This window comes from Streptomyces bugieae (assembly GCF_036352915.1).
In the GTDB taxonomy this organism is placed as follows: Bacteria; Actinomycetota; Actinomycetes; order Streptomycetales; family Streptomycetaceae; genus Streptomyces; species Streptomyces endophytica.
On sequence record NZ_JAZBJP010000023.1, the window covers coordinates 50680 to 76361 of the forward strand.

General features: G+C 72.9%; 25 protein-coding genes. 13 read left to right on the forward strand and 12 right to left on the reverse strand.

The genetic code is table 11. The features are described 5' to 3' along the window. Positions 1-22: 22 nt before the first annotated feature. Positions 23-1336 carry an amidohydrolase gene (locus tag V2J85_RS27860; protein WP_330823087.1) on the reverse strand — a complete coding sequence of 438 codons (1314 nt, stop codon included), beginning with the start codon at positions 1334-1336 and terminating at the stop codon, positions 23-25. A 189-nt stretch (positions 1337-1525) separates the two neighbouring features. Between V2J85_RS27860 and V2J85_RS27865 the strand changes: the two genes are divergently transcribed. The 4 genes from V2J85_RS27865 (at position 1526) to V2J85_RS27880 (ending at position 6156) form a co-directional block, all read left to right on the forward strand. Then, positions 1526-2557 carry a methyltransferase gene (locus V2J85_RS27865; protein WP_330823088.1) on the forward strand — a complete coding sequence of 344 codons (1032 nt, stop codon included), beginning with the start codon at positions 1526-1528 and terminating at the stop codon, positions 2555-2557. Positions 2558-2701: 144 nt separating this feature from the next. Beyond that, positions 2702-3859, forward strand: a complete 1158-nt coding sequence (locus V2J85_RS27870; protein WP_330823089.1) for a low temperature requirement protein A — start codon at positions 2702-2704, stop codon at positions 3857-3859. A gap of 358 nt (positions 3860-4217) precedes the next feature. Next, a complete protein-coding gene (locus tag V2J85_RS27875) occupies positions 4218-5051 on the forward strand; it encodes a L,D-transpeptidase family protein (protein WP_330823090.1) in 834 nt (277 codons plus the stop codon). Continuing rightward, positions 5044-6156, forward strand: a complete 1113-nt coding sequence (locus V2J85_RS27880; protein WP_330823120.1) for a P1 family peptidase — start codon at positions 5044-5046, stop codon at positions 6154-6156. Before V2J85_RS27875 ends, V2J85_RS27880 begins: the two co-directional genes overlap by 8 nt. Before the next feature lie 120 nt (positions 6157-6276). On the opposite strand, the gene V2J85_RS27885 is transcribed toward V2J85_RS27880, so the two are convergent. Then, positions 6277-6993 (reverse strand): VIT1/CCC1 transporter family protein, encoded by a 717-nt coding sequence (locus V2J85_RS27885; RefSeq protein ID WP_261950920.1) that lies wholly within the window; start codon positions 6991-6993, stop codon positions 6277-6279. 84 nt (positions 6994-7077) lie between these two features. Here V2J85_RS27885 and V2J85_RS27890 point away from each other — a divergent pair, with 84 nt between their 5' ends. Beyond that, positions 7078-7710, forward strand: a complete 633-nt coding sequence (locus tag V2J85_RS27890) for a YIP1 family protein (protein ID WP_261950919.1) — start codon at positions 7078-7080, stop codon at positions 7708-7710. Between the two features lie 67 nt (positions 7711-7777). On the opposite strand, the gene V2J85_RS27895 is transcribed toward V2J85_RS27890, so the two are convergent. Further along, entirely contained in the window at positions 7778-8092 is a 315-nt protein-coding gene (locus tag V2J85_RS27895; RefSeq protein WP_261950918.1) for a hypothetical protein, read from the reverse strand. A 284-nt stretch (positions 8093-8376) separates the two neighbouring features. Between V2J85_RS27895 and V2J85_RS27900 the strand changes: the two genes are divergently transcribed. After that, positions 8377-9579: a CaiB/BaiF CoA transferase family protein gene (locus V2J85_RS27900; protein ID WP_330823091.1), complete on the forward strand. Its 1203-nt coding sequence runs from the start codon at positions 8377-8379 to the stop codon at positions 9577-9579. 83 nt (positions 9580-9662) lie between these two features. Beyond that, positions 9663-10994, forward strand: coding sequence for a L,D-transpeptidase (locus tag V2J85_RS27905; RefSeq protein WP_261950916.1), 1332 nt, complete (start codon positions 9663-9665; stop codon positions 10992-10994). 87 nt (positions 10995-11081) lie between these two features. On the opposite strand, the gene V2J85_RS27910 is transcribed toward V2J85_RS27905, so the two are convergent. The 5 genes from V2J85_RS27910 to V2J85_RS27930 form a co-directional block, all read right to left on the reverse strand. Next, positions 11082-11957 carry an NAD(P)-dependent oxidoreductase gene (locus tag V2J85_RS27910; protein ID WP_410011130.1) on the reverse strand — a complete coding sequence of 292 codons (876 nt, stop codon included), beginning with the start codon at positions 11955-11957 and terminating at the stop codon, positions 11082-11084. 238 nt (positions 11958-12195) lie between these two features. Further along, a complete protein-coding gene (locus V2J85_RS27915) occupies positions 12196-14277 on the reverse strand; it encodes a PTS fructose transporter subunit IIABC (RefSeq protein WP_330823092.1) in 2082 nt (693 codons plus the stop codon). A 223-nt stretch (positions 14278-14500) separates the two neighbouring features. Next, positions 14501-15448, reverse strand: coding sequence for a 1-phosphofructokinase (gene pfkB, locus V2J85_RS27920; RefSeq protein ID WP_261957087.1), 948 nt, complete (start codon positions 15446-15448; stop codon positions 14501-14503). A gap of 17 nt (positions 15449-15465) precedes the next feature. After that, positions 15466-16272, reverse strand: coding sequence for a DeoR/GlpR family DNA-binding transcription regulator (locus V2J85_RS27925; RefSeq protein WP_261950913.1), 807 nt, complete (start codon positions 16270-16272; stop codon positions 15466-15468). A 263-nt stretch (positions 16273-16535) separates the two neighbouring features. Further along, entirely contained in the window at positions 16536-17537 is a 1002-nt protein-coding gene (locus tag V2J85_RS27930; protein ID WP_261950912.1) for a sigma-70 family RNA polymerase sigma factor, read from the reverse strand. A gap of 259 nt (positions 17538-17796) precedes the next feature. Here V2J85_RS27930 and V2J85_RS27935 point away from each other — a divergent pair, with 259 nt between their 5' ends. The 4 genes from V2J85_RS27935 (at position 17797) to V2J85_RS27950 (ending at position 19638) form a co-directional block, all read left to right on the forward strand. Then, positions 17797-18360, forward strand: coding sequence for a GNAT family N-acetyltransferase (locus V2J85_RS27935; RefSeq protein WP_261950911.1), 564 nt, complete (start codon positions 17797-17799; stop codon positions 18358-18360). Between the two features lie 170 nt (positions 18361-18530). Further along, on the forward strand, positions 18531-18950 hold the full coding sequence (locus V2J85_RS27940; RefSeq protein WP_330823093.1) for a hypothetical protein: 420 nt from the start codon (positions 18531-18533) through the stop codon (positions 18948-18950). A 23-nt stretch (positions 18951-18973) separates the two neighbouring features. Continuing rightward, on the forward strand, positions 18974-19105 hold the full coding sequence (locus V2J85_RS27945; RefSeq protein WP_330823094.1) for a hypothetical protein: 132 nt from the start codon (positions 18974-18976) through the stop codon (positions 19103-19105). Between the two features lie 56 nt (positions 19106-19161). Continuing rightward, complete coding sequence (locus tag V2J85_RS27950; RefSeq protein WP_330823095.1) at positions 19162-19638, forward strand: PPOX class F420-dependent oxidoreductase; 477 nt, start codon at positions 19162-19164, stop codon at positions 19636-19638. 42 nt (positions 19639-19680) lie between these two features. Here the strand turns inward: V2J85_RS27950 and V2J85_RS27955 are convergent, their stop codons facing one another. Further along, the gene (locus tag V2J85_RS27955) at positions 19681-20211 is read right to left on the reverse strand and encodes a pyridoxamine 5'-phosphate oxidase family protein (protein WP_330823121.1); all 531 of its coding nucleotides are present in this window, start codon (positions 20209-20211) and stop codon (positions 19681-19683) included. Positions 20212-20367: 156 nt separating this feature from the next. Between V2J85_RS27955 and V2J85_RS27960 the strand changes: the two genes are divergently transcribed. After that, positions 20368-21417: a questin oxidase family protein gene (locus V2J85_RS27960; RefSeq protein WP_261950907.1), complete on the forward strand. Its 1050-nt coding sequence runs from the start codon at positions 20368-20370 to the stop codon at positions 21415-21417. 67 nt (positions 21418-21484) lie between these two features. Here the strand turns inward: V2J85_RS27960 and V2J85_RS27965 are convergent, their stop codons facing one another. After that, the gene (locus tag V2J85_RS27965) at positions 21485-22261 is read right to left on the reverse strand and encodes a dioxygenase family protein (RefSeq protein WP_261950906.1); all 777 of its coding nucleotides are present in this window, start codon (positions 22259-22261) and stop codon (positions 21485-21487) included. Positions 22262-22417: 156 nt separating this feature from the next. Here V2J85_RS27965 and V2J85_RS27970 point away from each other — a divergent pair, with 156 nt between their 5' ends. Beyond that, positions 22418-22915, forward strand: coding sequence for a MarR family winged helix-turn-helix transcriptional regulator (locus V2J85_RS27970; protein WP_261950905.1), 498 nt, complete (start codon positions 22418-22420; stop codon positions 22913-22915). A gap of 146 nt (positions 22916-23061) precedes the next feature. On the opposite strand, the gene V2J85_RS27975 is transcribed toward V2J85_RS27970, so the two are convergent. Both V2J85_RS27975 and V2J85_RS27980 read right to left on the reverse strand, forming a co-directional pair. Beyond that, positions 23062-24588, reverse strand: coding sequence for an MFS transporter (locus V2J85_RS27975; protein ID WP_330823096.1), 1527 nt, complete (start codon positions 24586-24588; stop codon positions 23062-23064). 136 nt (positions 24589-24724) lie between these two features. Next, a complete protein-coding gene (locus tag V2J85_RS27980) occupies positions 24725-25399 on the reverse strand; it encodes a TetR/AcrR family transcriptional regulator (protein WP_261950903.1) in 675 nt (224 codons plus the stop codon). Positions 25400-25682: the final 283 nt, after the last annotated feature.

A 25682-nucleotide genomic window follows, 5' to 3' on the forward strand; every position in this document is an offset into this window, starting at 1 on the left:
AAGTCCCCCTCGTGCGGCCGCCTCAGCCGGCCGCCGGTTCCCCCAGCTGATTGAGGGCCGCCGTCGTCAGCGCCTGGACGCCCATGGTGAGGGTGGGTTGGGGGACCGGGGCGAAGTGCGGCGAGTGGTTGGAGGGGATGTCCTGGGCCAGCCGGCCGGCGGCCAGCGCGGTCCGGAAGGCGTCGGGGTCCCAGCCGCCCAGCCACCAGTAGTAGAGGGGCGCACCGGCCGCGGTCGCCAGCAGTCCGGCGTCCTCGCTGCCGGTCGCCGGTTCGTAGGCGAACAGCCGCTGTTCGCCGAAGAGTTGGGTGAAGTCCCGGTTGACCTGCGCCAGGACGCCGGTGTCGTTGACGGTGACCGGGAAGGTGTCGAGGGTTGTGACCTCCGGGTCCCGGTCGGCACCGGAGGCGGCGGCCTCGGCGCGGGCGATCCGTTCGACGGCGGCCAGGACGGCGGTGCGTACCGCCTCGTCGAAGGTGCGGACGCTCAGCCGTACGACGGCGCGGTCGGGGATGACGTTGGCGGAGTCGCCGGCGTGGAAGGAGCCGACGGTGACCACGGCCCGGTCCTTGGGCGCGACCTCGCGGGCCACCACGGCCTGGACGCGCTGGACGAAGGAGGCCGCCATCAGGACGGGGTCGATGGTGGTCTCGGGCCGGGAACCGTGGCCGCCGGTGCCGTGGAAGATGATCTCCAGGCTGTCGGCGGCGGCCATGCAGGCGCCGGGGCAGTACGCGATGAGCCCGGCGCCGAACGGGGCGACGTGCTGCGCCAGCACCACGTCGGGGGTGGGGACCAGGCCCTCGCTGTAGAGGCCGGCCTCGATCATCGCGCGGGCCCCGCTGCCGACCTCCTCGGCGGGCTGGAAGAGGACGACGAGGGTGCCGGACCAGTGCGCGCGGCCCGCGGCGAGCAGGTCGGCGGCGCCCAGCAGGCAGGTGACGTGCACGTCGTGGCCGCAGGCGTGCATCCGGCCGGGGACGGTGGAGGCGTAGTCGAGGCCGGTGGCCTCGGTGACCGGCAGCGCGTCCATGTCGGCGCGCAGCAGCACGACCGGGCCGGGCCCGTTGCGCAGCACGCCGGCGACGCCGGTCTTGGCGATGCCGGTGGTGACGTCGTAGCCGTGGCCGGTCAGCCGGCGGGCGACCTCGGCGGCGGTGCGGGTCTCCTGGAAGCCGAGTTCGGGGTGGCGGTGCAGGTCTTCGTAGAGCGCTTCGAGGTCCGGGAGGCGGTCGTCGAGGTCGGCGAGGACGGCGGCGGGGGCGGCCGCTTCCGCCCCGTCGGTCCGTACTGCGGTGTCGGTCTTTCCGGTCGTGTCGCTGTCGCTGTCGCTCATACACGCATTCGACCATGAACCGCCGCCCGCCATCGAGCGCCGGCCGGCCACCCCGGACACCCGCCGCCCTGGCCGGACTTGGCGGTTGGTCATCCCGGTCTTCGTGACACCACCGCCCGCTGCTGCAACCGTGGATCACCCGCCTGCGACCGTCGATCCGCAGGCCGAGCCGACGACCGGAGGCTGACGTTGGCCACCTCATCCCAGCGACCGACCGGCGCGCCCCAGGATCTCGCGGCCCAGCTGATGGACCACGCCATGGGCCACCTCTTCTCCGCGGCGCTGCGCACCGCGGCCCAGCACCGCCTCGCCGACCACCTCGCCGGCGGCCCACGCACCGTCGAGCAGCTCGCCGCCGCCACCGGCACCCACGCCCCGCACCTGCGCCGGGTGCTGCGCTACCTCGCCGCCCGGGGCATCTTCCACGAGGACGCCACCGGCGCCTACCAGCTCACCCCGGCCGCCCGGCCGCTCCGTACCGACGTTCCCGATTCCCTGCACACCGCCGTGCTGATGGCCACCGACGAGCTGTTCCTGCGGACCTCGGCCGGGATGCCGGAGGCGGTACGGCACGGCGGCGCGTCCTTCGAGCGGCTCTTCGGCGCGCCGTTCTTCGAGCACCTGGGGGCCCACCCGGCCACCCGGCAGCTGTTCGACGACGGGATGGCGTCGCTGTCCACGCCGGTGGACGAGGCGGTGGCCGGTGCCTACCCGTTCCCCGAGACCGGCACGGTCGTGGACGTCGGCGGCGGCCGCGGCGGGCTGCTGCGTGCCGTGCTGCGCCGCCGTCCGCAGCTGACCGGAGTGCTCTTCGACCAGGCGCCGCCGCTGGCCCACCACCTGCTGGACGGCGACGAGTTGAAGGGCCGCTGGCGCACCCAGGAGGGCGATTTCTTCGCGACCGTGCCCGAGGGCGGGGACGTGTACGTCCTCAAGCACGTGCTGCACGACTGGCCGGACGACCACTGCCGGCGGATCCTGCGGGCCTGCCGGGCGGCGACGGCGCCCGGCACCCGGCTGCTGGTCGTCGACTGCGTACTTCCGCCGGGCAACGCCCCGCACTTCGGCAAGACCCTCGACGTGGCGATGATGGCGGTCCTCGACGGGCAGGAGCGGACCGCGGAGGAGTTCGCGACGCTGCTGTCGGCGGGCGGGTTCCGGCTGACGCGGGTGCTGCCGACCGCGGCGTTCCCCTCGATCGTGGAGGCCGTCGCCGAGTGACCGCCGCGCCGCGCCCCCGGGTGCCGGGCGACACGCCGTGCGCCCCTCATGGGCGGCATCCGCCGCCCGCGCTCTACTGATCACGTCCGCCCCGGCCGACGTGCCTTCCCGGCCGGCGGGCCCCGGCCGACGAGAGGAGCCGATGTGCCGGTCCGCATGCGCGCCCGCCACCGCGACGAGGCGCACCGCGCCGCCACCCCGCTGGAGCTCTTCTTCGACCTGTGTTTCGTCGTGGCGGTCGCACAGGCCGGCCGCCAGTTGGCGCATGCGCTGGCCGAGGGCCACTGGGGGCACGGCGTGTCGGGCTATCTGATGCTCTTCTTCGCCGTCTGGTGGGCGTGGATGAACTTCAGCTGGTTCTCGTCGGCGTACGACACCGACGACCCGCTCTACCGCGTGGTGACGCTGGTCCAGATGGCGGGCGTGCTGATCCTGGCGGCCGGCGTGCCGCGGGCGTTCGCCAGCAGCGACTTCACCGTCATCTGGTTCGGCTTCCTGGTGATGCGGCTGGCCATGGTCACCCAGTGGCTGCGGGCGGCCCTGGGCAGCGTGGGCGCCGAGCGGCGGACCGCGCTGCGCTACGCCCTGGGGGTGACGGTGTGCCAGGTCGGCTGGCTGGGGCTGATCGTCCTGCCCCGTCAGGACGTGCCGTGGGTGTTCATCGTCGTGGGCCTGCTGGAACTGGCCGTTCCGGCGCTGGCGGAGCGGGCCCGGCAGACGACCTGGCATCCGCACCACATCGCCGAGCGCTACGGCCTGTTCACCATCATCGTGCTGGGCGAGACGGTCGCCGCGGCCACCCTCGCGGTGCAGGCGGCGCTGGACGAGCACGAGGAGCTGGGCAGTCTGCTGCCGATCGCGGCCGGCGGGCTGCTGGTGGTCTTCTGCGCGTACTGGATCTACTTCGCGGTGCCCATCCACCTCCATCTGCGCTCGAACCACCAGGCGTTCGTGTGGGGCTACGGGCACTACCTGGTGTTCGGGTCGGCGGCCGCGGTCGGGGCGGGCATCGAGATCGCGGTTGCGCAGGCGTTCGGCAAGGCGCACCTGTCGACGGCGGCGGCCGCCGCCTGCGTGACGGTGCCGGCCGCGCTGTTCATGTTCACCGTCTGGCTGATCCATTCCCGGCACCAGAAGCGCGGCCTGGCGCAGCAGCTGGTGCTGCCGGTGTCGTCCGTGCTGGTGCTCGCGTGCACCTTCGCGGGGCGCTGGGCGGTGTTCGCGGCGGGGCTGGTGGCGTCCGCCACGGTCGCGGTGGGCGTCACCCTTACGGCCCGTCAGGGCACCGCTCTGGCCGAATAGGCCCGGACCGGCCCGCCGGGACACCCCGGCCGGGCGTCCGCCATAAGCGTGCCGAACGGCCGTACCTGTCCGGGCATCACCCTGATTCCGCATCAGATCCGGCCATCTTCGGCCCGCCCGGGTCTCCTGGCAGGCAGCGCGGACCGCGCCGTCGCGAGTCCATTCCCCGTCAATTACCCACTAATGGATCCCACTTCCCGGCGGCTCGGGCTCTTGTTCCCCCGGCTTCGCCCCGGCCAGCGGAGGCGCCCCGACACAGACGCGGTAGGGTGCAGATTGCCCTTTTTATGACAGGGGGGTCCCTTACGGGAGGCCCCGGAGGGCACGCCCGCCGTCCGTACCTGAGGAGACGCCAGACATGGCCCGCCACGCCCAGACCCGCGCGCGGACGAGACTGTCCCGGCGCAGCAAGGCCGTGAGCGGTCTCGCCCTCTCCACGCTCGTCGGCACCGCCCTGTGGGCGTGGCCGGCATCGGGTGACGACCACGAAAGCCGGACCGACGCCAAGAGCACCACGTCCACGGCGGCTTCCGGCCCGGACACGCCACGCACGCCCGCCGCCGCGGCGAAATCCGCCCCGAACGCCGCACCCGGCATCGCGGCCGGTCAGCCGATCCCCGGCCTCAGCGACGCGGCCCGCAAGGCGATACCGGCGAACTCCCGGCAGGTGCTCGTCGTCACCGGCAAGGGCATGGACTCCTACGAGTCCCAGGTCGTCCTCTACACCCGCGCGGGGGACTCCGACACCTGGGAGCCGGGCCCCACCTGGTCCGCGCACAACGCCGCCCACGGCTGGACCGACGACCACCGCTACGGCGATCTGCGCTCCCCCATCGGCGTCTACACCCTCACCGACGCCGGCGGCCGGCTGCCCGCTCCGGACGGCACCAAGCTCCCCTACGACCGCAACGACAGCTTCGTCGCCGACGGCACCGGTGTGGAGGGCGAGCCGCTGGCCGGCGCCTTCGACTACGTCATCGCCATCAACTACAACCGCGACCCCGGCACCTCCCCGCTGGACCCGCACCGCCCCTGGGGCGACTTCAAGGGCGGCGGTGTCTGGCTGCACGTCGACCACGACGGCCCCACCCAGGGCTGTGTGAGCCTCAAGCCCAAGGTGATGCGGGAGCTGCTGCGCACCCTCGACCCCGATCTGCACCCGGTCATCGTGATGGGGCCGGCCCATTACTGAGCGGGCCGCGGCCGCCGGGCTCCCCGCCGGGCCGCGGGACGCGCTGACCGACGTCCCCGGCCTGCGGGTCGGCCACGCCCGGCGGGCCGGCGGCGGCGCGCTGACCGGCACCACCGTCGTCCTCGCCCCGGACGGCGGCATGGTCGCGGCCGTCGACGTGCGCGGCGGCGGGCCGGGCACCCGGGAGACCGACGCGCTGGACCCGCGCAATCTCGTGCCGCGCATCGAGGCGGTCGTGCTGACCGGCGGCAGTGCCTACGGTCTTGACGCCGCGTCCGGTGTGGCCGGCTGGCTGGAGGACCACGGCCGCGGCTTCCGCGTCGGCCCCGACCCCGCCCAGGTCGTACCGGTCGTGCCGGCCGCCGCACTGTTCGACCTGGGCCGCGGCGGCGACTGGCGGGCCCGCCCGGACGCGGCCCTGGGGCGCGCGGCCGCCGAGGCCGCCGCGGCCACCGGGCCCGGCGCACCGGTCGCCGAGGGCAACACGGGCGCCGGCACCGGAGCCGTGGCCGGCGGCGTCAAGGGCGGCACCGGCACCGCGAGCGCGGTCCTCCCCTCGGGCGTGACGGTCGCCGCGCTGGCCGCCGTCAACGCCGCGGGCTCGTTCGCCGATCCCCGCACCGGCGCCCTGTACGGCCTGCCGGACGCGGCCCCGCCCGACCCCGAGGTGCACACCGCGGCGCTCCGCCGCCTGGCCGAGGCCCGGGAGACGTCCCGGGCCCGCTTCGCCGCCTCGGTCCGCCCTCCGCTCAACACCACCCTCGCCGTGGTCGCCACCGACGCCGTGCTCACCCGCGCCCAGGCCCAGAAGCTCGCCGGCACCGCGCACGACGGGCTGGCCCGCGCGGTCCGCCCGGTGCACCTGCTCTCCGACGGCGACACCGTCTTCGCGCTGTCCACCGCCACCCGCCCGCTGGTCCCGGAAGAGACCGTCGTGGCCGATCCCGCCTTCGGCGTCCATGTGGAGGCCGGTGCGCTGAACGACATCCTGGCCGCCGGCGCGGACGTGCTGACCCGTGCGGTGGTGCGGGCCGCGCTCACCGCGGAGACGGTGGACGGGCCCGGCGGCCACTTCCCCTCGTACCGGGACCTGTACGGCGGCTGAGCGCCCTCCGGGGTGCGGGCGGCGTTCACCACGAACACGGAGGCCGGGCCCGGCAGCCGCGTCCCCTCGTACCGGGACCGCCACGAAGGCGGCCGAGCGATCTTCCAGGGGCGGCCCGGGTCAGGCGCCGACGGCGCCCAGCAGGGTCCCCGCCGCGTAGGTGACCGCCATGGCCAGCGCGCCGCCGCCGGCGTTCCGCAGCACCGCGCGCCCGGGCGGCGCGGACCCCAGCCGGGCGCTGGACCAGCCGCAGACCGCCAGCGCGACCAGCACCGCCACCACCGTGATCCACAGCCGGTGCGCGGCGGGCGGCAGCACGATCGCGAGCAGCGGCAGCAGCGCCCCGGCGGTGAAGGCGAGGAAGCTGGCGGCGGCCGCGTGCCAGGGGTTGGTGAGTTCGTCGGGGTCGATGCCCAGCTCGACCTCGGCATGGGCGCGCAACGCGTCGTGTTCGGTGAGCTGCTCGGCGACCTCGCGGGCGAGCTGCCGCTCCAGCCCCTTGCCCTCCAACAGGTCGGTCAGCTCGACCAGTTCGGCCTGCGGTGCGGTCGCCAGCTCCCGGCGCTCCAGGGCCAGCGCCGCCTTCTCCGAGTCGCGCTGGGTGGACACCGAGACGTACTCGCCGGCCGCCATCGACATCGAACCGGCCAGCAGCCCGGCCAGACCGGCCGTCAGCAGCGTCGCGCGGTCCTGGGTCGCGCCCGCCACCCCGACGACCAGCCCGGCGGTGGACACGATGCCGTCGTTGGCGCCGAGCACCGCCGCCCGCAGCCAGTTGAGCCGGCTGCCGAGGCCGCCGCCGTGCGCCTCGTCGTGCTCCGGAGTCTGCAAGGTCACCTCCTGAGGGTCTCACCTGTATCCCTTGTGCCCCGCCCGACGCCCCCGCCGCACCCCGGTTCGGCCGGTGGTAGAAACGGCCCTATGTCCGCACCACCCCCCTCCCGTCCTCCCCAACACCCACCGCCCACGCTCGTCCAGCCGGCTCCCGAGAAGCCCGCAGCGCCCGCGCCACGCCGCCGACTGTGGTGGCACCGGCTGATATTCGGGCTCTGGTACCGGCCGGTGGAGGTCCTGGACGAAGCGCGGGACCGCAGCGCGTGGAGCGCGGCGGTGCTGCTGTCGCTGATCAGCGGCGGCATCGGGGTGCTGTCGGTGGACGCGTTCCACGGCCAGTGGGCGGCCGACCGCTCGGCCGCGCTGCAGCTCGTCGGGCTGGCCGAGGCCGGGGTGCTGGCGGCGAGCCTGGCGCTGGGCGCGGTGACCCATGCGATAGCCCGCACGCTCGGCGGCAGCGGCCGGTTCGCGCCGACCGCGAGCCTGTTCATCGTGCTCTTCTGGGTGACGGACCTGCCGCGGCTGGCGATCGTCGCCTGGCTGCCGACCGACGCCACCTTCGTCCAGGCCGCGACCTGGACGACCTGGGGCTTCGGCTACGTCCTCGCGGTGCTGCTGATACGCGGCCAGCACCACCTGCCGACGGGGAAGTCGGCGCTGTCGGTGACCGTGCAGATGCTGGCCGCGCTGGCCCTGCTCAGGCTCGGCCCGGTCCGCTGAACCGGGCCGGCGCTCCCTCGCCCGCCCACGGGGCCGGCCGGTCCGGGTCCGGCCCCCGTGGCACCGGTCAGCTGCGGCTGGTCAGCTGCCGGACGAGCTCCTCGAACGCCTCGCGCTCGGCGGCGCTCAGCTCCACGCACTCCGCCGGCGGCCCGGCCGGGCCGGTCTGCCGGGGCACCGAGCCGAGCAGCTCCGGCGGTTCGGGGAGCCGCTCCGGGCCGGGCGCCGCGTACCGCATCCGCATCTCGCGCCGGTCGCGCCGCATGGCCGCCTCGTACCGGCCGTTCCGCAGCAGTCTGACGATGCCGACGACCCAGAGCACGGCCACCGCGAGGAGCACGCCGAGGCCGATCTGCTGCAGAATCGATACGGAGGGGAGCATGCGGTCCTCCAGGACGTATGAGGCTCTGGGCTAGAGCCAGTAGACACTACGCATCCACGGTTACAACAGAGGATCTTGGGACTTAAGTCCCGAAGTGACGCATCTCCTATGACATTTCGCCACATTTCTGGCGCCGCTCCAGATCCCCGCGACTGTCCATACGTACCGAAGAGGCCGACCCGTCAGAGTCGGGACCGTGTCCTTGGACACCCCGGACGCTTCCCCGCGGCGCGGCGGGCCGCCCACGATGGCGGCACATCGCCCGCGACGTGAGGAGCACCGCCGTGCCGCAGCCGCCCCGACCGCCCGCGTCCCCGCCCGCCCGCGCCCTCGACGGCATCCTCGTCGCGGACTTCAGCCGGGTGCTGGCCGGCCCGCTGGCCGCCGCGACGCTCGCCGACCTCGGCGCCGAGGTGATCAAGGTGGAGCGGCCGGACACCGGTGACGACACCCGCGCCTGGGGTCCGCCGTTCGGCCCGGACGGCACGGCCGCGTACTTCGACGCCGCCAACCGCTCCAAGCGGGGGCTCGCCCTGGACCTCGGCGACCCGGCCGACGCGGCCGCGGCCCGCGAACTGGCGCGGCGGGCCGACGTACTGATCGAGAACTTCCGCCCCGGCGCGCTCACCAGGTTCGGCCTGGACCACACCGCCACCCGCGCCGCCAACCCGCGCCTGGTGCACTGCACCATCACCGGCTTCGGCTCCGGCGCGGGGGCCTCACTGCCCGGCTACGACTTCGTCGTGCAGGCCGTCGGCGGGCTGATGAGCATCACCGGCGAGCCCGGCGGCCCGGCCCTGAAGGCGGGGGTCGCGCTGGTGGACGTGCTGACCGCCAAGGACGCCACGACCGGCATCCTCGCCGCACTGCGCCACCGCGACCGCACCGGCCGGGGCCAGCTGGTGGAGGTCAATCTGCTGTCGTCCCTGCTGGGTTCGCTGGTCAACCAGGCGTCCGGCCACCTGGCCACCGGCCGCGACCCGGGCCCGATGGGCAACCGCCACCCGAGCATCGCCCCGTACGAGACGCTGGCCTGCCGGGACGGGCGGCCGCTGGCGGTGGCGGCGGGCAACGACCGCCAATTCCGGGCCCTGGCCACGGCACTGGGCGCCCCGGAACTGGCCGACGACCCCCGCTTCGCCCGCAACCAGGACCGGGTGCAGAACCGTACAGATCTCATCAAAGCGCTGGAGGAACGACTGGCCTCCGACACCCCGGAGAACTGGACCTCCCGCCTGCTCGCCGCCTCCGTCCCCTGCGGCCCGGTCAACACCCTCTCGCAGGCCCTTCAGTTGGCCGGGCGGCTCGGGCTCGGCCCGGTCACCCCCGTCGGCGAGGGCCGGATCCCCCAAGTCACCAGCCCGCTCCGGCTCTCGGACACGCCGGTGACGCCACCGACGGCACCACCCCGCCTGGACGAACACGGCACCGCGCTGCGAACCTGGCTGTCGGGACCGGCCGACCACCCTCTCCCTCCCGAAATGTGACGTTCGTCACAACATGGCCTGACCCGCAACCAAATCTGCCCGTAGGTGCTGTTTACCAGCACGGAAATACACAACACCCCTGTATGGAGCAGCTCGTGACATCGCCGGACACCCCCGCGCCCGATCGGTCCCGCACCCCGCACCAGCTGTTCCCGTCAGCCGAGCAGCAGGTGACCGGCGCCCCGCGCCGCACCCGCCGGATGCGGCGCACGCTCGCGGTGACCGCCCTGCTCGCAGCGGGTGCGCTGGCCCTGTCGGCCTGTGGCGGCGACGCCGAGGCCGGCGGCAACGACGACGGGAAGAACGGCCAGGCGGGCGCGGACGCCGCGGCCAAGAAGGACGCCTCGGACGCCAAGATCACCGTCTCCTCGAAGGACGGCGCCACCGACGCCAGCATCAACGACACCGGTGTGAAGGTCACCGGTGGCAAGTTGACCGACGTCAAGCTCACCGCCGCCGACACGGGCGCCACGGTGGCGGGCGCCATATCGCCCGACGGCACGTCCTGGAAGCCGGGCGCCCAGCTGGAGCGCGGCACCAAGTACAAGATCGTGGCGAACGCGAAGGACGCCAAGGGCCGTTCGGCCACCGAGAACGCCACCTTCACGACGGTCTCGTCGGCCAACAGCTTCATCGGCACCTACACCCCCGACAACGGCAAGACCGTCGGCGTCGGCATGCCGGTGTCCTTCAACTTCGACAAGGTGATCACCAACAAGAAGGACGTCCAGTCCCACATCAAGGTGACGTCCAGCAGCGGCCAGGAGGTCGTCGGCCACTGGTTCGGGGCCCAGCGCCTGGACTTCCGGCCGGAGGACTACTGGAAGGCCGGCTCCAAGATCACCATGAAGATCGACCTGGACGGCGTGAAGGGCGGCAACGGCATCACCGGCGTGCAGTCCAAGACGGTGTCCTTCACGATCGGGCGCTCGCAGGTCTCCACGGTCGACATGAACACCCAGACCATGACGGTCAAGCGGGACGGCAAGGTCCTCAAGAGGGTCCCGATCTCCGGCGGCAGCCCCGAGCACCCCACCTACAACGGCCAGATGGTGATCTCGGAGAAGTTCGAGCAGACCCGGATGGACGGCTCGACGGTCGGCTTCGGCGGTGAGTACGACATCAAGGACGTCCCGCACGCCATGCGGCTGTCGTCGTCCGGCACCTTCATCCACGGCAACTACTGGGGCCCCTCCTCCGTCTTCGGCAACTCCGGCACCAGCCACGGCTGCGTCGGCCTGCGCGACAACAAGGGCGGCGGGGGCGACACCCCCGGCAAGTGGTTCTTCAACGAGTCGCTGGTCGGCGACGTGGTCATCGTGAAGAACTCCCACGACCGGATGGTCCAGCCGGACAACGGCCTCAACGGCTGGAACCTGTCCTGGTCCGACTGGAAGGCGGGCAGCGCGTCCTGACCCGCGTCCCGGACGAGTAGAGCGGTGGCCGGCCCCGAAAGGGACCGGCCACCGTCGTCTGCGGTACGTGACAGGTGCCGCGGAGCCCTAACCCTTCAGCAACTCCACGACCCCCGCGAACCCCTCGCTCCCGTGCCCGTCCGCCACCCGCCGCTCCATCAGCGCCAGTACCGGCGCCCACAGCTCCGGGCTCACCCCCTGCGCCCGCGAGACGTCGCCGATGGCGTCGTGCGAGACCTGCATGGCCAGGGGCGACCCGGTGACCGAGTAGTCGCCGGAATCGACCTGCTCCGCCATCGCGGGCAAAGCGCCGGCCATCGCCTGGATCCAGGGCACCAGCAGCGTGCTCGTGAACCCGGCGACCGGCCCGCCCGCCGAGCGGATCAGCGCCGCGGCGTGCGCGAAGCCGCCGAACATCCCGTACATCCCGCTCAGCAGCGCAAGATCGTTGAGCGGTGCGAGCCCGGGGTCCTCGCCCAGGTAGACGCTCCGCGCGAAGGAGTCCAGCAGCCCCCGGTACGTCTCGAAGGCCGTCCGGGACCCGCTGTACAGCACGAACGCCTGCGGCGTCGCCAGGATCTCCGGCACGGCCATGATGCCGCCGTCGAGGTATGCGCCACCGAGCGCGGCCACCCGCTTCGCCATCTCCCGGGCCTCCTCGGGCGACCCGTTGGTCACATTGACCACCACCCGCCCCTGCAACCCCGCCGGCCCGCCGGCCTGCTCCAGCAGCGGCCCGACATCGCCGTAGTCCAGGATGCAGACGATCACGACGTCACTGCCGTCCACCGCCTCGGCCACCGACCCGGCCTCCCGGGCCCCCCGCGCCACGAGCTCCCCGGCCTTCCCCGGCGTGCGGTTCCACACCCGCACCGCATGCCCGCCCGCCAACAACGCCCCGGCCAGCGCACTCCCCATGCTGCCCAGCCCCAGCACCGCAACACCAGTCTTCTCCACCGACACGACAGAACTCCCCCTCCACCTGGTGACTCGCGATCTCTCGCGCTTTCGATCTTGCGATCTCCCGCTCAGTCTTGGCCCGGGCGAAAGCAGCGACAAGTACCCACTTTTTAGTGCGTACTCACCTTGAGGTGGCCGGCTTACTCCCAGGTGAGTGCGGCGCGGAACGCAGAGCCGCCGCCACGAGGCCGGGGCCCGGGCCGCCTGTGGTGGCGGTCCCGGGCCCCGGTGGGGTGGAGGGTCAGGCGGCGGCCGGGACGACGGGGTGGTCGGACGGGGTCTCGGCCGGGGTGGGGGTGGGCCTGCGGAGGGCCTTGAGGAGGAGGACCAGGGCGGTGCTGACGCACGTACCGGCGGCGATGGCGAGCAGGTAGAGCAGGGGCTGGCCGATCAGCGGGACGACGAAGACGCCGCCGTGCGGGGCGCGCAGGGTGCAGCCGAAGGCCATCGACAGGGCGCCGGTGACCGCGCCGCCGACCATCGCGGAGGGGATGACGCGCAGCGGATCGGCGGCCGCGAACGGGATCGCGCCCTCGGTGATGAAGGACGCCCCGAGCACCCAGGCCGCCTTGCCGTTCTCCCGCTCGGTCTTGGTGAAGAGCCGCCCGCGGACGGTCGTCGCCAGTGCCATCGCCAGCGGGGGGACCATACCGGCGGCCATCACCGCGGCCATCACCTTCAGGCTGCCCTCGTTGGGATTGGCCAGGCCGCCGACCGCGAAGGCGTAGGCGACCTTGTTCAGCGGACCGCCGAGGTCGAAGCACATCATGAGGCCGAGCAGCGCGCCGAGGATGATCGCGTTGGCGCCGGTGAGCCCGGACAGCCAGTCGGTCAGCCCCTTCTGCAGCGCGGCGATCGGCTTGCCGACCACCAGGAACATCAGGAAGCCGACGAGCGCGGAGGACACGAGTGGGATCACGACGACCGGCATGATGCCGCGCAACGGTGCCGGGACGTTCAGGCGCTGGATCGTCATCACCACCCCGCCCGCGAGGAGACCGGCGATCAGACCGCCGAGGAAGCCCGCGTTGATGGTGAGCGCGATGGCCCCGCCGACGAAGCCGGGGACGAGCCCGGGCCGGTCGGCCATGCCGTACGCGATGAAGCCGGCCAGGACGGGGACGAGGAAGCCGAAGGCGACGCTGCCTATCTGGAACAGCAGGGCCGCCCAGCTGGTGGACTCGGTCCACAGGAAGTGGTCGGCGACGGACGGCGCCTTGTTGATCGTGTAGCCGCCGATCGCGAAGGCGAGCGCGATGAGCAGACCGCCGGCGGCGACGAACGGAACCATGTAACTGACGCCGGTCATCAGCCACTTGCGCAGGCGGGTGGCGTAGCCGTCGGCGGCGTCGGCACCCCGGTCCATGGGCACGGCGGGGCGCGCGGCCGCGCCGGCCGCACCGGTCTCGCCCCGGGCGGCCTTCTCCCGTACCTCCGCGATGAGTTCGGCGGAGCGGTTGATGCCCGCCTTCACCCCGACGTCGACGGTCGGCTTGCCGGCGAACCGTTCCTTGTCCCGCACCTCGACGTCATGGGCGAAGATCACGCCGTCCGCGTCGGCCACGAGCTGCGGATCGAGCCGCTTGAACCCGGCCGAGCCCTGCGTCTCGACGAACACCTCGACGCCGGCGGCCCGTCCGGCCTTCTCCAGCGACTCGGCGGCCATGTAGGTGTGCGCGATGCCGGTGGGACAGGAGGTGATGGCGACGATACGGAAGGGGGCGGGGGTGGGGGCGGGAGTGGGGGCCGAGGCGGTCTCCGGTTCCGGTTCCGGGGTGGGCTCCGGCTCCGGGGCGGCTGCGGCCGTCGGCTCCTCCGCCTCGGTCGGCTCCGGGGCGGCGGTGGGCTCCTCCGCCGCGGTGGGCTCCTCCGCCTCCTCCGGCGCCTCGCCCCGTATCAGCGCCGCCGCGCGGCCCGGTCCGGTGGCGGAGCGCAGGGCTCCGGTGAAGGACTCGTCCATCAGCTGGCGGGCGAGGCTGGAGAGGATCGACAGGTGGTCCGCGTCGCCGCCCGCCGGGGCCGCGATCAGGAAGATCAGGTCGGCCGGGCCGTCCGGCGCCCCGAAGTCGATCCCGGCGGCACTGCGCCCGAAGGCCAGCGTCGGTTCGGTGACGTGCGCGCTGCGGCAGTGCGGGATCCCGATCCCGCCGTCCAGCCCGGTCGGCATCTGGGCCTCACGCGCGGCCACGTCCGCGAGGAAGCCCTCCAGGTCGGTGACGCGACCGGACGCGACCATCCGCTCGGCCAGCGACCGCGCGGCGGCGTCCTTGGTGTCTGCGGACAGGTCGAGATCGACCAGGTCCGCGGTGATCAGCTCGCTCATCACGGGCTCCCTTCAGTACCGGCCCGAACGCCTGCCGGGCGACCGACCCTCGCGAACAACACGTCGGCGGACGGCAGCACACACTCCGCATCTGCCACCGCCCTGCTCCCCCGGCTCTTGATGACCCCCGCCCGGCGCCGCATGCCGCCCGCCCGGGCCCGGCGAACGCTCACCCGCGTCCGCCGCTCGCTCACCCGGCGCCGCATGCCGCCCGCCCGCCCGGTCATGACACCGGCTCCGTCAGCGGCCGGTCGTACGGCACGTCATCGGTGGTCAGGACCGCCGCCGGAGCCAGGTCCCGCGGCGTCGGCATCTGACTGCCGGGCAGTTGGACGGCGGCCGCGCCGTGCGCCACCGCGGCGGCCAGCGCGGCCGTCCCCGTACCGCCGGCCGCGAGGAATCCGGCCAGCGACGCGTCGCCGGCCCCCACGTTGCTGCGGACGGCGGCGACCGGTGCGCTGCCGAAGTGGGTGCCGTCCCCGTCGACCAGCAGCTGGCCGTCCGCCCCCAGGGAGGCGAGGACGGCCCGCGCACCGCGCGCCCGCAGCTCCTCGGCGGCCTTGACCGCCTCGCCCACGGTCGTGAGCGGGCGGCCGACGGCCTGCGCCAGCTCCTCGGCGTTCGGCTTGACGACGTCCGGCCGTTCGCGCAGGGCGGCGGTCAGCGACGGGCCGGACGTGTCCAGGGCGATCCGGGCCCCGGCACCGTGCGCCCGGGCGACCAGCTCCGCGTACCACTCGGGCGCCAGGCCGCGCGGCAGGCTGCCGCAGCAGGCGATCCAGCCGGCGCCCGCCGACCGCTCGCCGACCGTCGCGAGCAGCGCCTCCGACTCCTCGGCGGACAGCTCCGGACCGGTCGCGTTGATCTTGGTGAGGGTGCCGTCGGGCTCGGCGACCGAGATGTTGGAGCGGGTCTGGCCGGCCACCGGTACGCCCGCCACCTCGATCCCCTCCGCGTTCAGCAGCCCGGCCAGCGCCGCGCCCGCGGGGCCGCCCAGCGGCAGTACGGCGAGGGTGCGGTGTCCGGCGGCGGCGAGCGCCCGGGAGACGTTGACGCCCTTGCCGCCGGGGTCGATCCGGTCCGCGGTGGCCCGGAGCACGGCCCCGCGGTCCAGCGCCGGGATCTCGTACGTGCGGTCCAGGCTGGGGTTGGGCGTGACGGTGAGAATCATGGGCTTCTCGGAGGGGGTCATGCGCGTACTACTTCCGTGCCCGCGCGCTCGATGGCGAGGGCGTCGTCGGGGCTCAGCCCGGTGTCGGTGATGAGCAGGTCCACGTCCGAGAGGTCGCCGAAGCGGGCGAAGTGCCGCTGCTCGAACTTGCCGGAGTCGGCGAGCAGGACGACCCGGCGGGCGGCGCGGATCAGCGCCCGCTTGACCGCGGCCTCCGCGAGGTCGGGGGTGGTCAGCCCGCCCTCCAGGGAGAAGCCGTTGGTCGCCAGGAACAGCACGTCGGCGTTGATCTCGCGGTAGGCGCGCAGCGCCCAGTCGTCGACCGCGGCCCGGGTGCGGTGCCGGATCCGGCCGCCTACGAGGTGCAGGGTCAGCCCGGGGTGGTCGGCCAGCCGCGCGGCCACCGGCAGGCCGTGGGTGACCACGGTCAGCTCGGCCTCCAGCGGGATCTCGGCGGCGAGCCGGGCGGACGTCGTACCGGCGTCCAGGATCACGCTGCCGAAACCGCGGCCGCCGGGAGACCCGGCGCCCTGCTCGCCGTTCTCGCTGCCCGGGAGCTCGGCGAGCGCCGCGCGGGCGATGCGCAGCTTCTCGTCGGCGGCGACGGCGTCCCGCTCGGCGAGGTCCGGCTCGAAGTCCAGCCGGCCGGCCGGGATGGCACCGCCGTGCACCCTGCGCACCAGACCGGCCCGGTCCAGGGCCTTGAGGTCGCGCCGAACGGTCTCGGCGGTGACCTGGAACTCCTCGGCGAGGGAGAGCACGTCGACCCGCCCGCACTCACGGGCCAGTCGCAGAATCTCCTGCTGACGTTCCGGTGCGTACATCGCGTTTGTGTCCGTTTCCCTGCCCGAACCTGTGGTTTCACTGCGATGCTACGCCTGCATGTCAGTGAAGTAAACAGACTCGGGCGTCGATCGGACCCAAACAGACATCAGTGGGCTCGGGGCAGCGGGAGGGACGGAGTCCGCGCCCGCGCCCCCGCCGGGCGAGCGGGCGGCACCGTGGGCGACTCGGACGACACAAAAGGGCCCCGGCGCCGCGAAGGGCGCCGGGGCTCGTCCTGCTTGCCGGGGAGGGGGCGGCGGGGTTACGCGGCCGCGTCGAACCCCGTGTCGTGCGCCATCCGCTTCAGCTCCAGCAGCGCGTGCTTCTCGATCTGCCGGATCCGCTCGCGGGTGAGGCCGTGCTGCTTGCCGACCTCGGTCAGCGTGCGCTCGCGGCCGTCCTCGATGCCGTAGCGCGCCTTGATGATCGAGGCGGTGCGGTGGTCGAGGCGGTCGATGAGGTCCTCCAGCTCCTCGCTGCGCAGCAGCGTGAGGACCGACTGCTCGGGCGAGGCCGCGGAGGTGTCCTCCAGCAGGTCGCCGAACTGGGTGTCGCCGTCGTCGTCCACCGACATGTTGAGGCTGACCGGGTCGCGCGCCCAGTCCAGTACGTCGGTGACGCGGGCGGGCGTGGTGCCCAGCTCGCCGGCGACCTCCTCGGGCTCCGGGTCGCGGCCGTTCTCGCGGTTGAACTCGCGCTGCACCCGGCGGATCCGGCCCAGCTCCTCGACGAGGTGCACGGGCAGCCGGATCGTGCGCGACTGGTCGGCGATGGAGCGGGTGATCGCCTGACGGATCCACCACGTGGCGTACGTCGAGAACTTGAAGCCCTTGGCGTAGTCGAACTTCTCCACGGCCCGCACCAGGCCGGCGTTGCCCTCCTGGATCAGGTCGAGCAGGGGGAGTCCGGCGCGCGGATAGCGGCGCGCCACCGCGACGACCAGCCGCAGGTTGGAGCGGATGAAGACGTCCTTGGCCTTGGCGGCCTCCGCGGCCAGCGCCTCCAGCTCCTCGCGGCCGGCACCTGCGGCATTGCCGTCGGTGACCTCACCGTCCAGGATCTGCTGGGCGTAGACACCTGCCTCGATGGTCTGGGACAGCTCGACCTCCTTGGCGGCGTCGAGCAGGGGCGTACGCGCGATCTCGTCGAGGTACATGCCGACCAGGTCGCGGTCGGCGATCTCCCCGCCTACGGCGCGAACGCTGTGGGCCCCGTCAGAAGCGCTGCTGCTTTCCTGACGTCGGGCGACGGCACGGGTTGCCATGCGTGTGCTCCCTTTGCGATGAGTCGGTCGCGGGACGGTGGGGCGGGCCGGTTGGTGCACCGATGTACTGCGACGTTTGCCGTGCGACGTGGCGCGTCGCACCGGCTGACGTGCGCCGATACCGGTAGGGCATCGACTGCGATGCTTGCCGAGTGACCCGTCCGAAGGAAACAACGGCTGGAATCCGGACAGAATTCCCACCCGGCGCGGCTATTTTTCTGATCATGCAGTACCCTGCCCCCTCATCGAGGGAGGCCGTATGCCGTTCGGGCAAGGGGAAGTGCAGGTCAGAGCGGGCGTCGAGGCGGACCTTCCGGCCCTTACGGATCTTTACAACCACTACATCCGTGAGACTCCGATCACCTTCGACCTGGAGCCCTTCACCCCTGAGGAGCGCCGCCCCTGGCTGCTCTCCCACCCTCAAGACGGCCCCCACCGCCTTCTGGTTGCGCAGCTACCCGCAGACCGGACACACCACACGCCCAACGGGCCGCTGAAGGAGCAGGTGGCTCCGCTGCTCGGCTACGCGACCAGCAGCGCCTTCCGCCCCAAGGCGGCCTACGACCCGTCCGTCGAGGTCACCGTCTACTGCGCCCCACAGGCCGCGGGCCGTGGCGTCGGCACGCTCCTCTACGAGGCCCTGTTCGAGGCGCTGGCCGAAGAGGACGTGCACCGCGCCTACGCGGGCATCACCCAGCCGAACGAGGCGTCCACCCGGCTGCACACCCGCTTCGGCTTCCGGCACATCGGCACGTACACGGAGGTGGGCCGCAAGTTCGGCCGCTACTGGGACGTGGCCTGGTACCAGAAGGACCTCGGCTGAGGACCTGGTCAGGCCCTTCCGCCGCTCCGGTTGACGCGGCGGCCCCCCGGGTGTCGCCTGGACAGGAGGCGTGCCCGGCAGGCACGAAGACGCCCGGGCACGCAGGCATACGGTCCTGCGCCCGGTGAACGCGGGCCCGGGACCGGCGGGGCGATCGAGAGGAGCCCGCCATGGACCAGCACGCTCGCCGGCACGGCGCGAGGGCCGCCCGCTCACACGGCACGGTCGAGGGCGAACACGGAGCCACCGCCGGCCCCCGCCCCGGCTCCGCGGAACGGGCCTCCGGCAGATCGGGGACGACCTCACGCCTGGCGGCCATGGCCGAGCGCGTCCCGGCCACCGTCGCCTGGCCGCTCATCGCGGCGCTCGCCTTCGGTCTGTTCACGATCTTCCGCACCCACACCGCCGGCACGAAGGGCGGACCGGCCCTGCTGTACGGCGTGGCCGCGGCCGTGGTCAGCGGCGTCCTCGGGCTGCTGGTGGCACGCCACCAGTCGTCGATGCTCACCGAAACCCGGGCGCTCTCCTACGGCGCACTCTTCGGGCTGTCGATCGGCTGGGTCTACAGCCTGGCGGCGAGTCGATCCTGAAGTCCTGCATCTTCGGGTTCGTCATGGGCGGGATCATGTTCCTCTCCGTTCTGTACCTCTTCCGCACCCACAGCGCCCACGAACCGCACGGCCGGCACCGTCCGCACCAGGAGCACGGCACCGGGCGCCGCCGCCTGCCCGCCGCCACCCACTGATTCCGGGCGCCGGCGGCCTTGACCTCAAGCGCAATGGAGGTCCTGGCGTCGTCGGCATGACCACTCCACCTCCTGCTCAGCACGCCCAGGTCCTCACCGCCGTCGAACGGGAGTACCTCGCGGGTCAGCCACTGGCCCGCCTGGCGACCGTCGGGCCGGACGGCGGGCCCCAGGTGCGCCCGGTCGGCTTCGTCCTCAACGACGACGACACCCTCGACATCGGCGGACCGGCCCTCCGCCGCAGCCAGAAGTACCGCAACGCCGAGGCCCGGCCCGAGGTCTCGCTGCTGATCGACGACATGGCACCGGCCGACGACCCGATCGCGCCCGGCTGGGGCCGCGGCGTCGAGATCCGTGGCCGTGCCGAGGTGCTGACCCTCGACGCGCCTCCCATGGCGCCCGACTTCTTCAGCAACGACGTGATCCGCGTCCACCCGCGCCGGGTCATCAGCTGGCACCTCGAAGCGGACGGCGCCCGCACCCGCGCCCGCAACGTCAACGCCAACGCCGACGCCAACCCCGACGCCCGCTGAAGGTCAGAGACCGGCCCCCGGCCAGCCGGGCCAGGAGTCCCCTCACCCCACCTTCGGCGTCGCATCCTTCGACGTCCGCCGTATCGTGCGCACCGGCCGCCCCGGCGACCAGGTCTCCACCACCACATACGGGCTCTCGATGTACGTACGCACCACCTCCGTCACCTCCGCCCGGAACAGCTGGAACGGCTCGGGCGGGCGCACCTGCGCCGCATAGCGCGCGAGCAGCTCGGGGTCGGTCACTTCCACCGCCCGCCCGGACACCCGTACGTCCCCCAGCTCCGGCACCTCGGCGCGCTCCCCCGGATTGGCATGGAGCGAGAAGCGGGCATCGCGCCGCAGGTCCAGGACCTTGCGCGAGCCGTTCATCATCCCCAGCCACAGCTCCCCGCGCCGGAAGTCCGCCTCCAGGCCGCTGAGTCGCGGCGCGCCGTCCCGCCGGAGCGTGGCCAGCACGTGGTGCCGGTACGCCGCGAAGCGCGCCCGCACCCGGCCGGCCAGCTCGGGCGCCGCCTCCTCGACCACCGACCAGGCGGCCCCGTCGATCGCCGCGTCGTCACTTCGACCCGCCATGCCGTCACTCATGGCGCCCCTCATGCCGTTGCTCATGACGCCACTCTCCGCCCGATACCGGACACCCCCTGTCGGGATTTCCGTACGGCCTTACGACCAGCGCCGTAAGCCGAAAGCCCGTTACGTTCCCGCCCGCGGCCGACCTAGCCTCGCTCCATGGAAACGACGAGCGGCACACTCGACGAGGCGTTACAGCGCCTGCACGCAGCCGGCCCCGAATTCAAGGGGTTCCTGAGCAACCACGGCCCGATGGCCATCGAGGCGCTGGTCCGCAACGGCCAGGCCCGCACCGTCCACCGCTGGCTCGACACCTACGAGCACAAGCTGGAGGACGTACCGGTCGCCAAGTCGCCGATCACCGACGCCGACTGGCAGCAGGCGCTCGGTGAGACCGACCGGGTCACCGACTGGACCGCGTACTTCACCGAGCGGGTCGCCGAACGGCCCTGGCGGGACGTCCTCGCCGAGTGGTGGCCGCGGCTGCTCCCCGGTATCGCGGGCGCCGCCACCCACCCGGTCATCCGCCTGGGCCACGCCGTCCGCAGCCTCCTGGCGGACGGCGAGAACGCCCCGCGCCTGGCGGAGTTCGCGCACGCCCTCGGCTACTGGGCCGCCCGGCACCTGCTGCTCCCCACCGCCGTGCGCCCCACGGGTCGCGCCACCCCGGCCGAGGCGCTGGCGGCCGTGCCCCGTATCGCCGACCAGCGTGTGGCGCCGGTCCAGGGGTATGCGCAACTCCCCGGAACCGAGGGGTGGTTGACGACGACCGAGTCGCTGCACGTCCCCGAGGACCCGGAGGCCGTACGGGAGGGCCTGACCGCGCTCGTCCGGGCCGCCACCCTCAACTACGGCGACTACGGCCACGGGAACGGCATCATGCTGGTGCACGCCGCCACCGCGCCGAACGCGGTCCTGCGCATCCTGCCCGCGCTCCCCCAGGACCTGTGGGCGCCGTCCTTCACGGTGGCCTGGGCGGCAACCTCGGCGATCACCGCCATCTACGCCGCGGACACCCCGCGCCGGGCCCCGGAGGCCGGTTCCCTCACCCCGGAGGAGGTCTTCGCGCGGGCGGTCGCCAACGGGAACGAGCACGCGATCAAGTTCGCCGACACCGCGCTGGACGTGGCCGCGGCCTCCGAGGACGGCGACACCCGTGCCCTGTCGGCGGCCCTGAACGCCGTGGCGCTGATCGACGTGGACGACTGACCGGCGCCTGTTCGCCCCGGGCCGCCGTGCAGGAACACCCCCGAGCGGTCCGTCCGGCCGTACGCCGTCAGCCGTATTGCAGCGACCTCTTGGCCAGCCCCATGAAGAAGCCGTCGATCACACTCCGCCCGCTGTCCAGCTGCCCCCGGGCGTCCGCGGCCCCCAGGGTCACGAACAGCGGCGCGAAGTGCTCGGTGCGGGGATGCGCCAGCCGCCCGGCCGGCGCCTTGTGGAGGAAGTCGAAGAGGGCGTCGAGGTCCTGGGCCTCCAGGGCCTGCCGCCCCCAGTCGTCGAACTCCACCGACCAGGCGGGCGGGCCGTTGCGGGACTGCCGCAGCGCCGCCAGGTTGTGCGTGAAGAACCCGCTGCCGACGATCAGTACGCCCTCGTCGCGCAGGGGGGCGAGCCGGCGGCCGGTCTCGTACAGGAGGCGCGGGTCGAGTGTGGGCAGCGAGAGCTGGAGGACCGGAACGTCGGCGTCCGGGTACATCTCGACGAGCGGGACGTACGCGCCGTGGTCGAGGCCCCGGTCGGGGATGTCCACCACCGGGGTGTCCGCGGTGCGCAGCGTCTTCCGTATGCGCTCGGCCAGCTCCGGCGCACCGGGCGCGGGGTATCGGACCTCGTAGTAGTGGCGCGGAAATCCCCAGAAGTCGTAGACGAGCGGCACGGTCTCGGTGGCGCCGAGGGCGATCGGGGCCGCCTCCCAGTGCGCGGAGATGATCAGCACCGCCTTCGGGCGCGGCAGCTGTGCGGACCAGGCGGCCAGTTGGCCGGGCCAGATCGGGTCGTCGGCGAGCGGGGGCGCGCCATGACTGAGGTAGAGGGCCGGCATTACGGACATCACATCTCCACGGCGTCACACTGGCGGTAGTCGGTGATGCAGAGGCATCCGGCCACCGCAGGACCATTTACTTGAAACTTCAAGCGTCGGAGCACAGTCTAACCCCGGCGTTGTTAAAACTTAAATAACTCTCCGAGCGGTGAGAGAGTGGATGGCATGAGCAACGAAGCCGCAGTCGAGCCACGCTGGCTCAGTGACGAGGAGCAATACGCCTGGCAGTGCTACCTCCACGCCACCACGCTCCTGGAGGACCACCTCGACCGTCAGCTGCAGCGTGACGCCGGGATGCCGCATGTCTACTACGGGCTGCTCGTGCAGCTCTCCCGGGCACCGCGGCGCCGGTTGCGGATGACCGAGCTGGCCCAGAACGCCAAGATCACCCGCTCCCGGCTCTCGCACGCGATCGCCCGCCTGGAGAAGAACGGCTGGGTACGGCGCGAGAACTGCGCGTCCGACAAGCGTGGCCAGAACGCGTACCTCACGGACGAGGGCATGCGGGTGCTGGAGAAGGCCGCCCCGGGGCACGTCGCGGCCGTCCGCGCCGCGATCTTCGACCGCCTGTCGCCGGAGCAGGTCGGCCAGCTGGCCGAAATCTGTCAGGTGATGACCGAAGGGCTGCAACCCCAAGGCGCCGACCTCCCCTGGCTCCGCTGACCGTTCAGCGAAGCCGGGGAAAGCCGGCGCCCTCGGAAGCCTCCGGAAGCTCCGCCCGCCCCCGTACGGGGCGGGTGAGGACCCCGTCGAGGCGAGTCACCCGTAGGAGCGAGGTAGGAGTCCGGTAAGAGTCGGCGCGGAGCGCCTCAGTGGGCCATCACCGGGACCGGGACCTCGTCCGCACCCTCGGCCGCGCGCTCGCCGTCCGCCGAGGAGGCCGCCGGCGAACCGGCACCCGGACGCCCCGTGTTGATGAGGGTGAAGGCGATCGCCCCGGCCAGCAGCAGGATGCCGACCGCCCACCAGATCGCGGTGGAGTAGCCGTGCACCATCGACTGGAGCTTGAGCAGGTCGCGGGAGCGGGCACCGGCCGCGTGCGAGGTGGCGTACGCCGTGGTGGCGCTCGCCGCGATCGTGTTCAGCAGGGCCGTTCCGATCGCGCCGCCCACCTGCTGCGAGGTGTTGACCATCGCGGAGGCGACACCGGCGTCGCGCGGCTGGACCCCGTGGGTCGCCAGCGACATCGCGGGCATGAACGCCGTACCCATGCCGAGGCCCATCAGCAGGAAGCCGGGCAGGATCAGCGCCGGGTAGGACGTGTCCAGGTCGATCTGGGTCAGCACCAGCATGCCGGTCGCGGCCACCACGAAGCCCGGGGCCATCAGCAGCCGCGGCCGGATCCGGGTCATCAGCCGGGCGCCGATCTGCGTCGAGCCGGTGATCATGCCCGCGACCATCGGGAGGAAGGCCAGACCGGTCTCGACCGGCGTGTAGTGCTTCACGATCTGCAGGTAGTAGGTCAGGAAGAGGAAGAGACCGAACATGCCGATCACGGCCAGGCCGAGCGACGCGTAGACGCCGGCGCGGTTCCGGTCGGCGACCACCCGCAGCGGCAGCAGCGGGGCCTTCACCTTGGACTCGACCAGGACGAAGGCCAGCAGCAGCACGGCGGCCGCGGCGAACAGTCCGAGCGTCGGGCCGGCCAGCCAGCCGTCGGACTCGGCGCGGGTGAACCCGTAGACCAGCGAGACCAGACCGAGCGTGGCCAGGACGACGCCCGGGATGTCCAGCCGGGAGGGGTTGCGGCTGCCCGCGGGCTCCCGGATGACCAGGTAGGCACCGGTCGCGGCAACCACGGCGAACGGGATGTTCACGAAGAAGGTCCAGCGCCAGTTCATGTACTCGGTGAGCACGCCGCCGAGGATCAGACCGACGGCGCCACCACCACCGGCGATCGCGCCGAAGATGCCGAACGCCTTGGCGCGCTCCCGGGCCTCGGTGAAGGTCACGGCGAGGAGGGAGAGGGCGGACGGCGCCAGCAGCGCGCCGAAGAACCCCTGCAGCGCCCGCGCGCCGAGCAGCACGCCCTCGTTGGCCGCGGCCCCGCCGAGCGCGGAGGCGAGCGCGAATCCGGCCAGCCCGGTGATGAAGGTCCGCTTCCGGCCCCACAGGTCGGCGACCCGCCCGCCGAACAGCAGCAGCCCGCCGAAGGCCAGCGCGTAGGCGGTGATCACCCACTGCCGGTTGGCGTCGGTGATGCCGAGGTCCTTCTGGGCGGAGGGCAGCGCGATGTTCACGATGGTCGCGTCGAGGACGACCATCAGCTGGGCGAGGGCGATGAATATCAGCGCTTTCCAGCGCCGGGGATCGACGGTCGGGACGGTTTCAGGCATGGCGGGATCCACCTAGTGGGGTGTGAGTGAACAAGAGCGAAGAACGGGACGGGCGGGGCGGGACAGGACGGGACGGTGAAACGGAAGAGGGGCGGGCGGAGAGGGCGTAGCGGGCGGTGCGAGGAGGTGTGGCGCGTCAGGGCTTCCGGCGCCTGAGGTCCTCCAACGTGGCGGCACAGCCGGGGAGTTCGGAGCGGGCGGGCGCCTGCAGGCCGTCCAGGAACAGCTGCAGGTGCCGGTGGACGAACTTGTCGAAGTCGACACAACCGCTGCCCGGCAGGGGCCGGGTGAGCTGGGTGATCGCGACCATCAGGTCACCGACGGCGATGTCGGTGCGCAGCTGACCGCTGTCGCGCGCCGCGCCCATGAGGGCCTCGACGGCCGCCTCCAGGCGATCGCGCGCGGCGAGCAGATCGGGGTGGTCACGGTCCACGCCGTCGGAGAGCAGCGGGCACAGGGCCCCGATCTTCTCCTCCACCGCGGCGTGGACGAAGCGCCTCAGCGCTCGGAAGGCATCGGGCTCCTCGGCAAGGACGGATTCCGCCTGGTCCGCGGTACGGGACATGACGGAAAGCGTGACGTGGTGGATCAACTCCAGGCGATCCGCAAAGTGACGATAAAGCGTCGCATTGCCGACCCCCGCACGTCGAGCGATTTCATCGAAGGGGACCTCGGCGCCGAACTCGACCATCGTCTCGCGGGCGGCCGCGATGATCCGCTCCCGGTTGCGCAGCGCGTCGGCCCGCAGGCGGGGTGACGACGCACCGCCCTTCACCTTCTCGGCACTCGTGGTGCCGGCACCTACGGCCATCCGACTCACCCCTTTCGACATTCCGGCGACTCCGGCGGCTCCGGCGACTTCCGGCGGCAGCAACCGGGGAAACGCTCCCCGCTTCGGCCGAACGACTGGTTAAACGGGGAACCGCTCCCCGGATATTTCGCGTCGGCACGTGACCTGAAGCACACGACCGCGGCGCCCGGCGTTCCGCCCCCGCGCGCTCCCCTGATGGACCCCGGGTGGCCCCGGGTGGCCCCGTGCCTCCGATTGATGTAACTCCGCGCGCGAGCGATCATCCGGCGCCCCAAGGTGATCG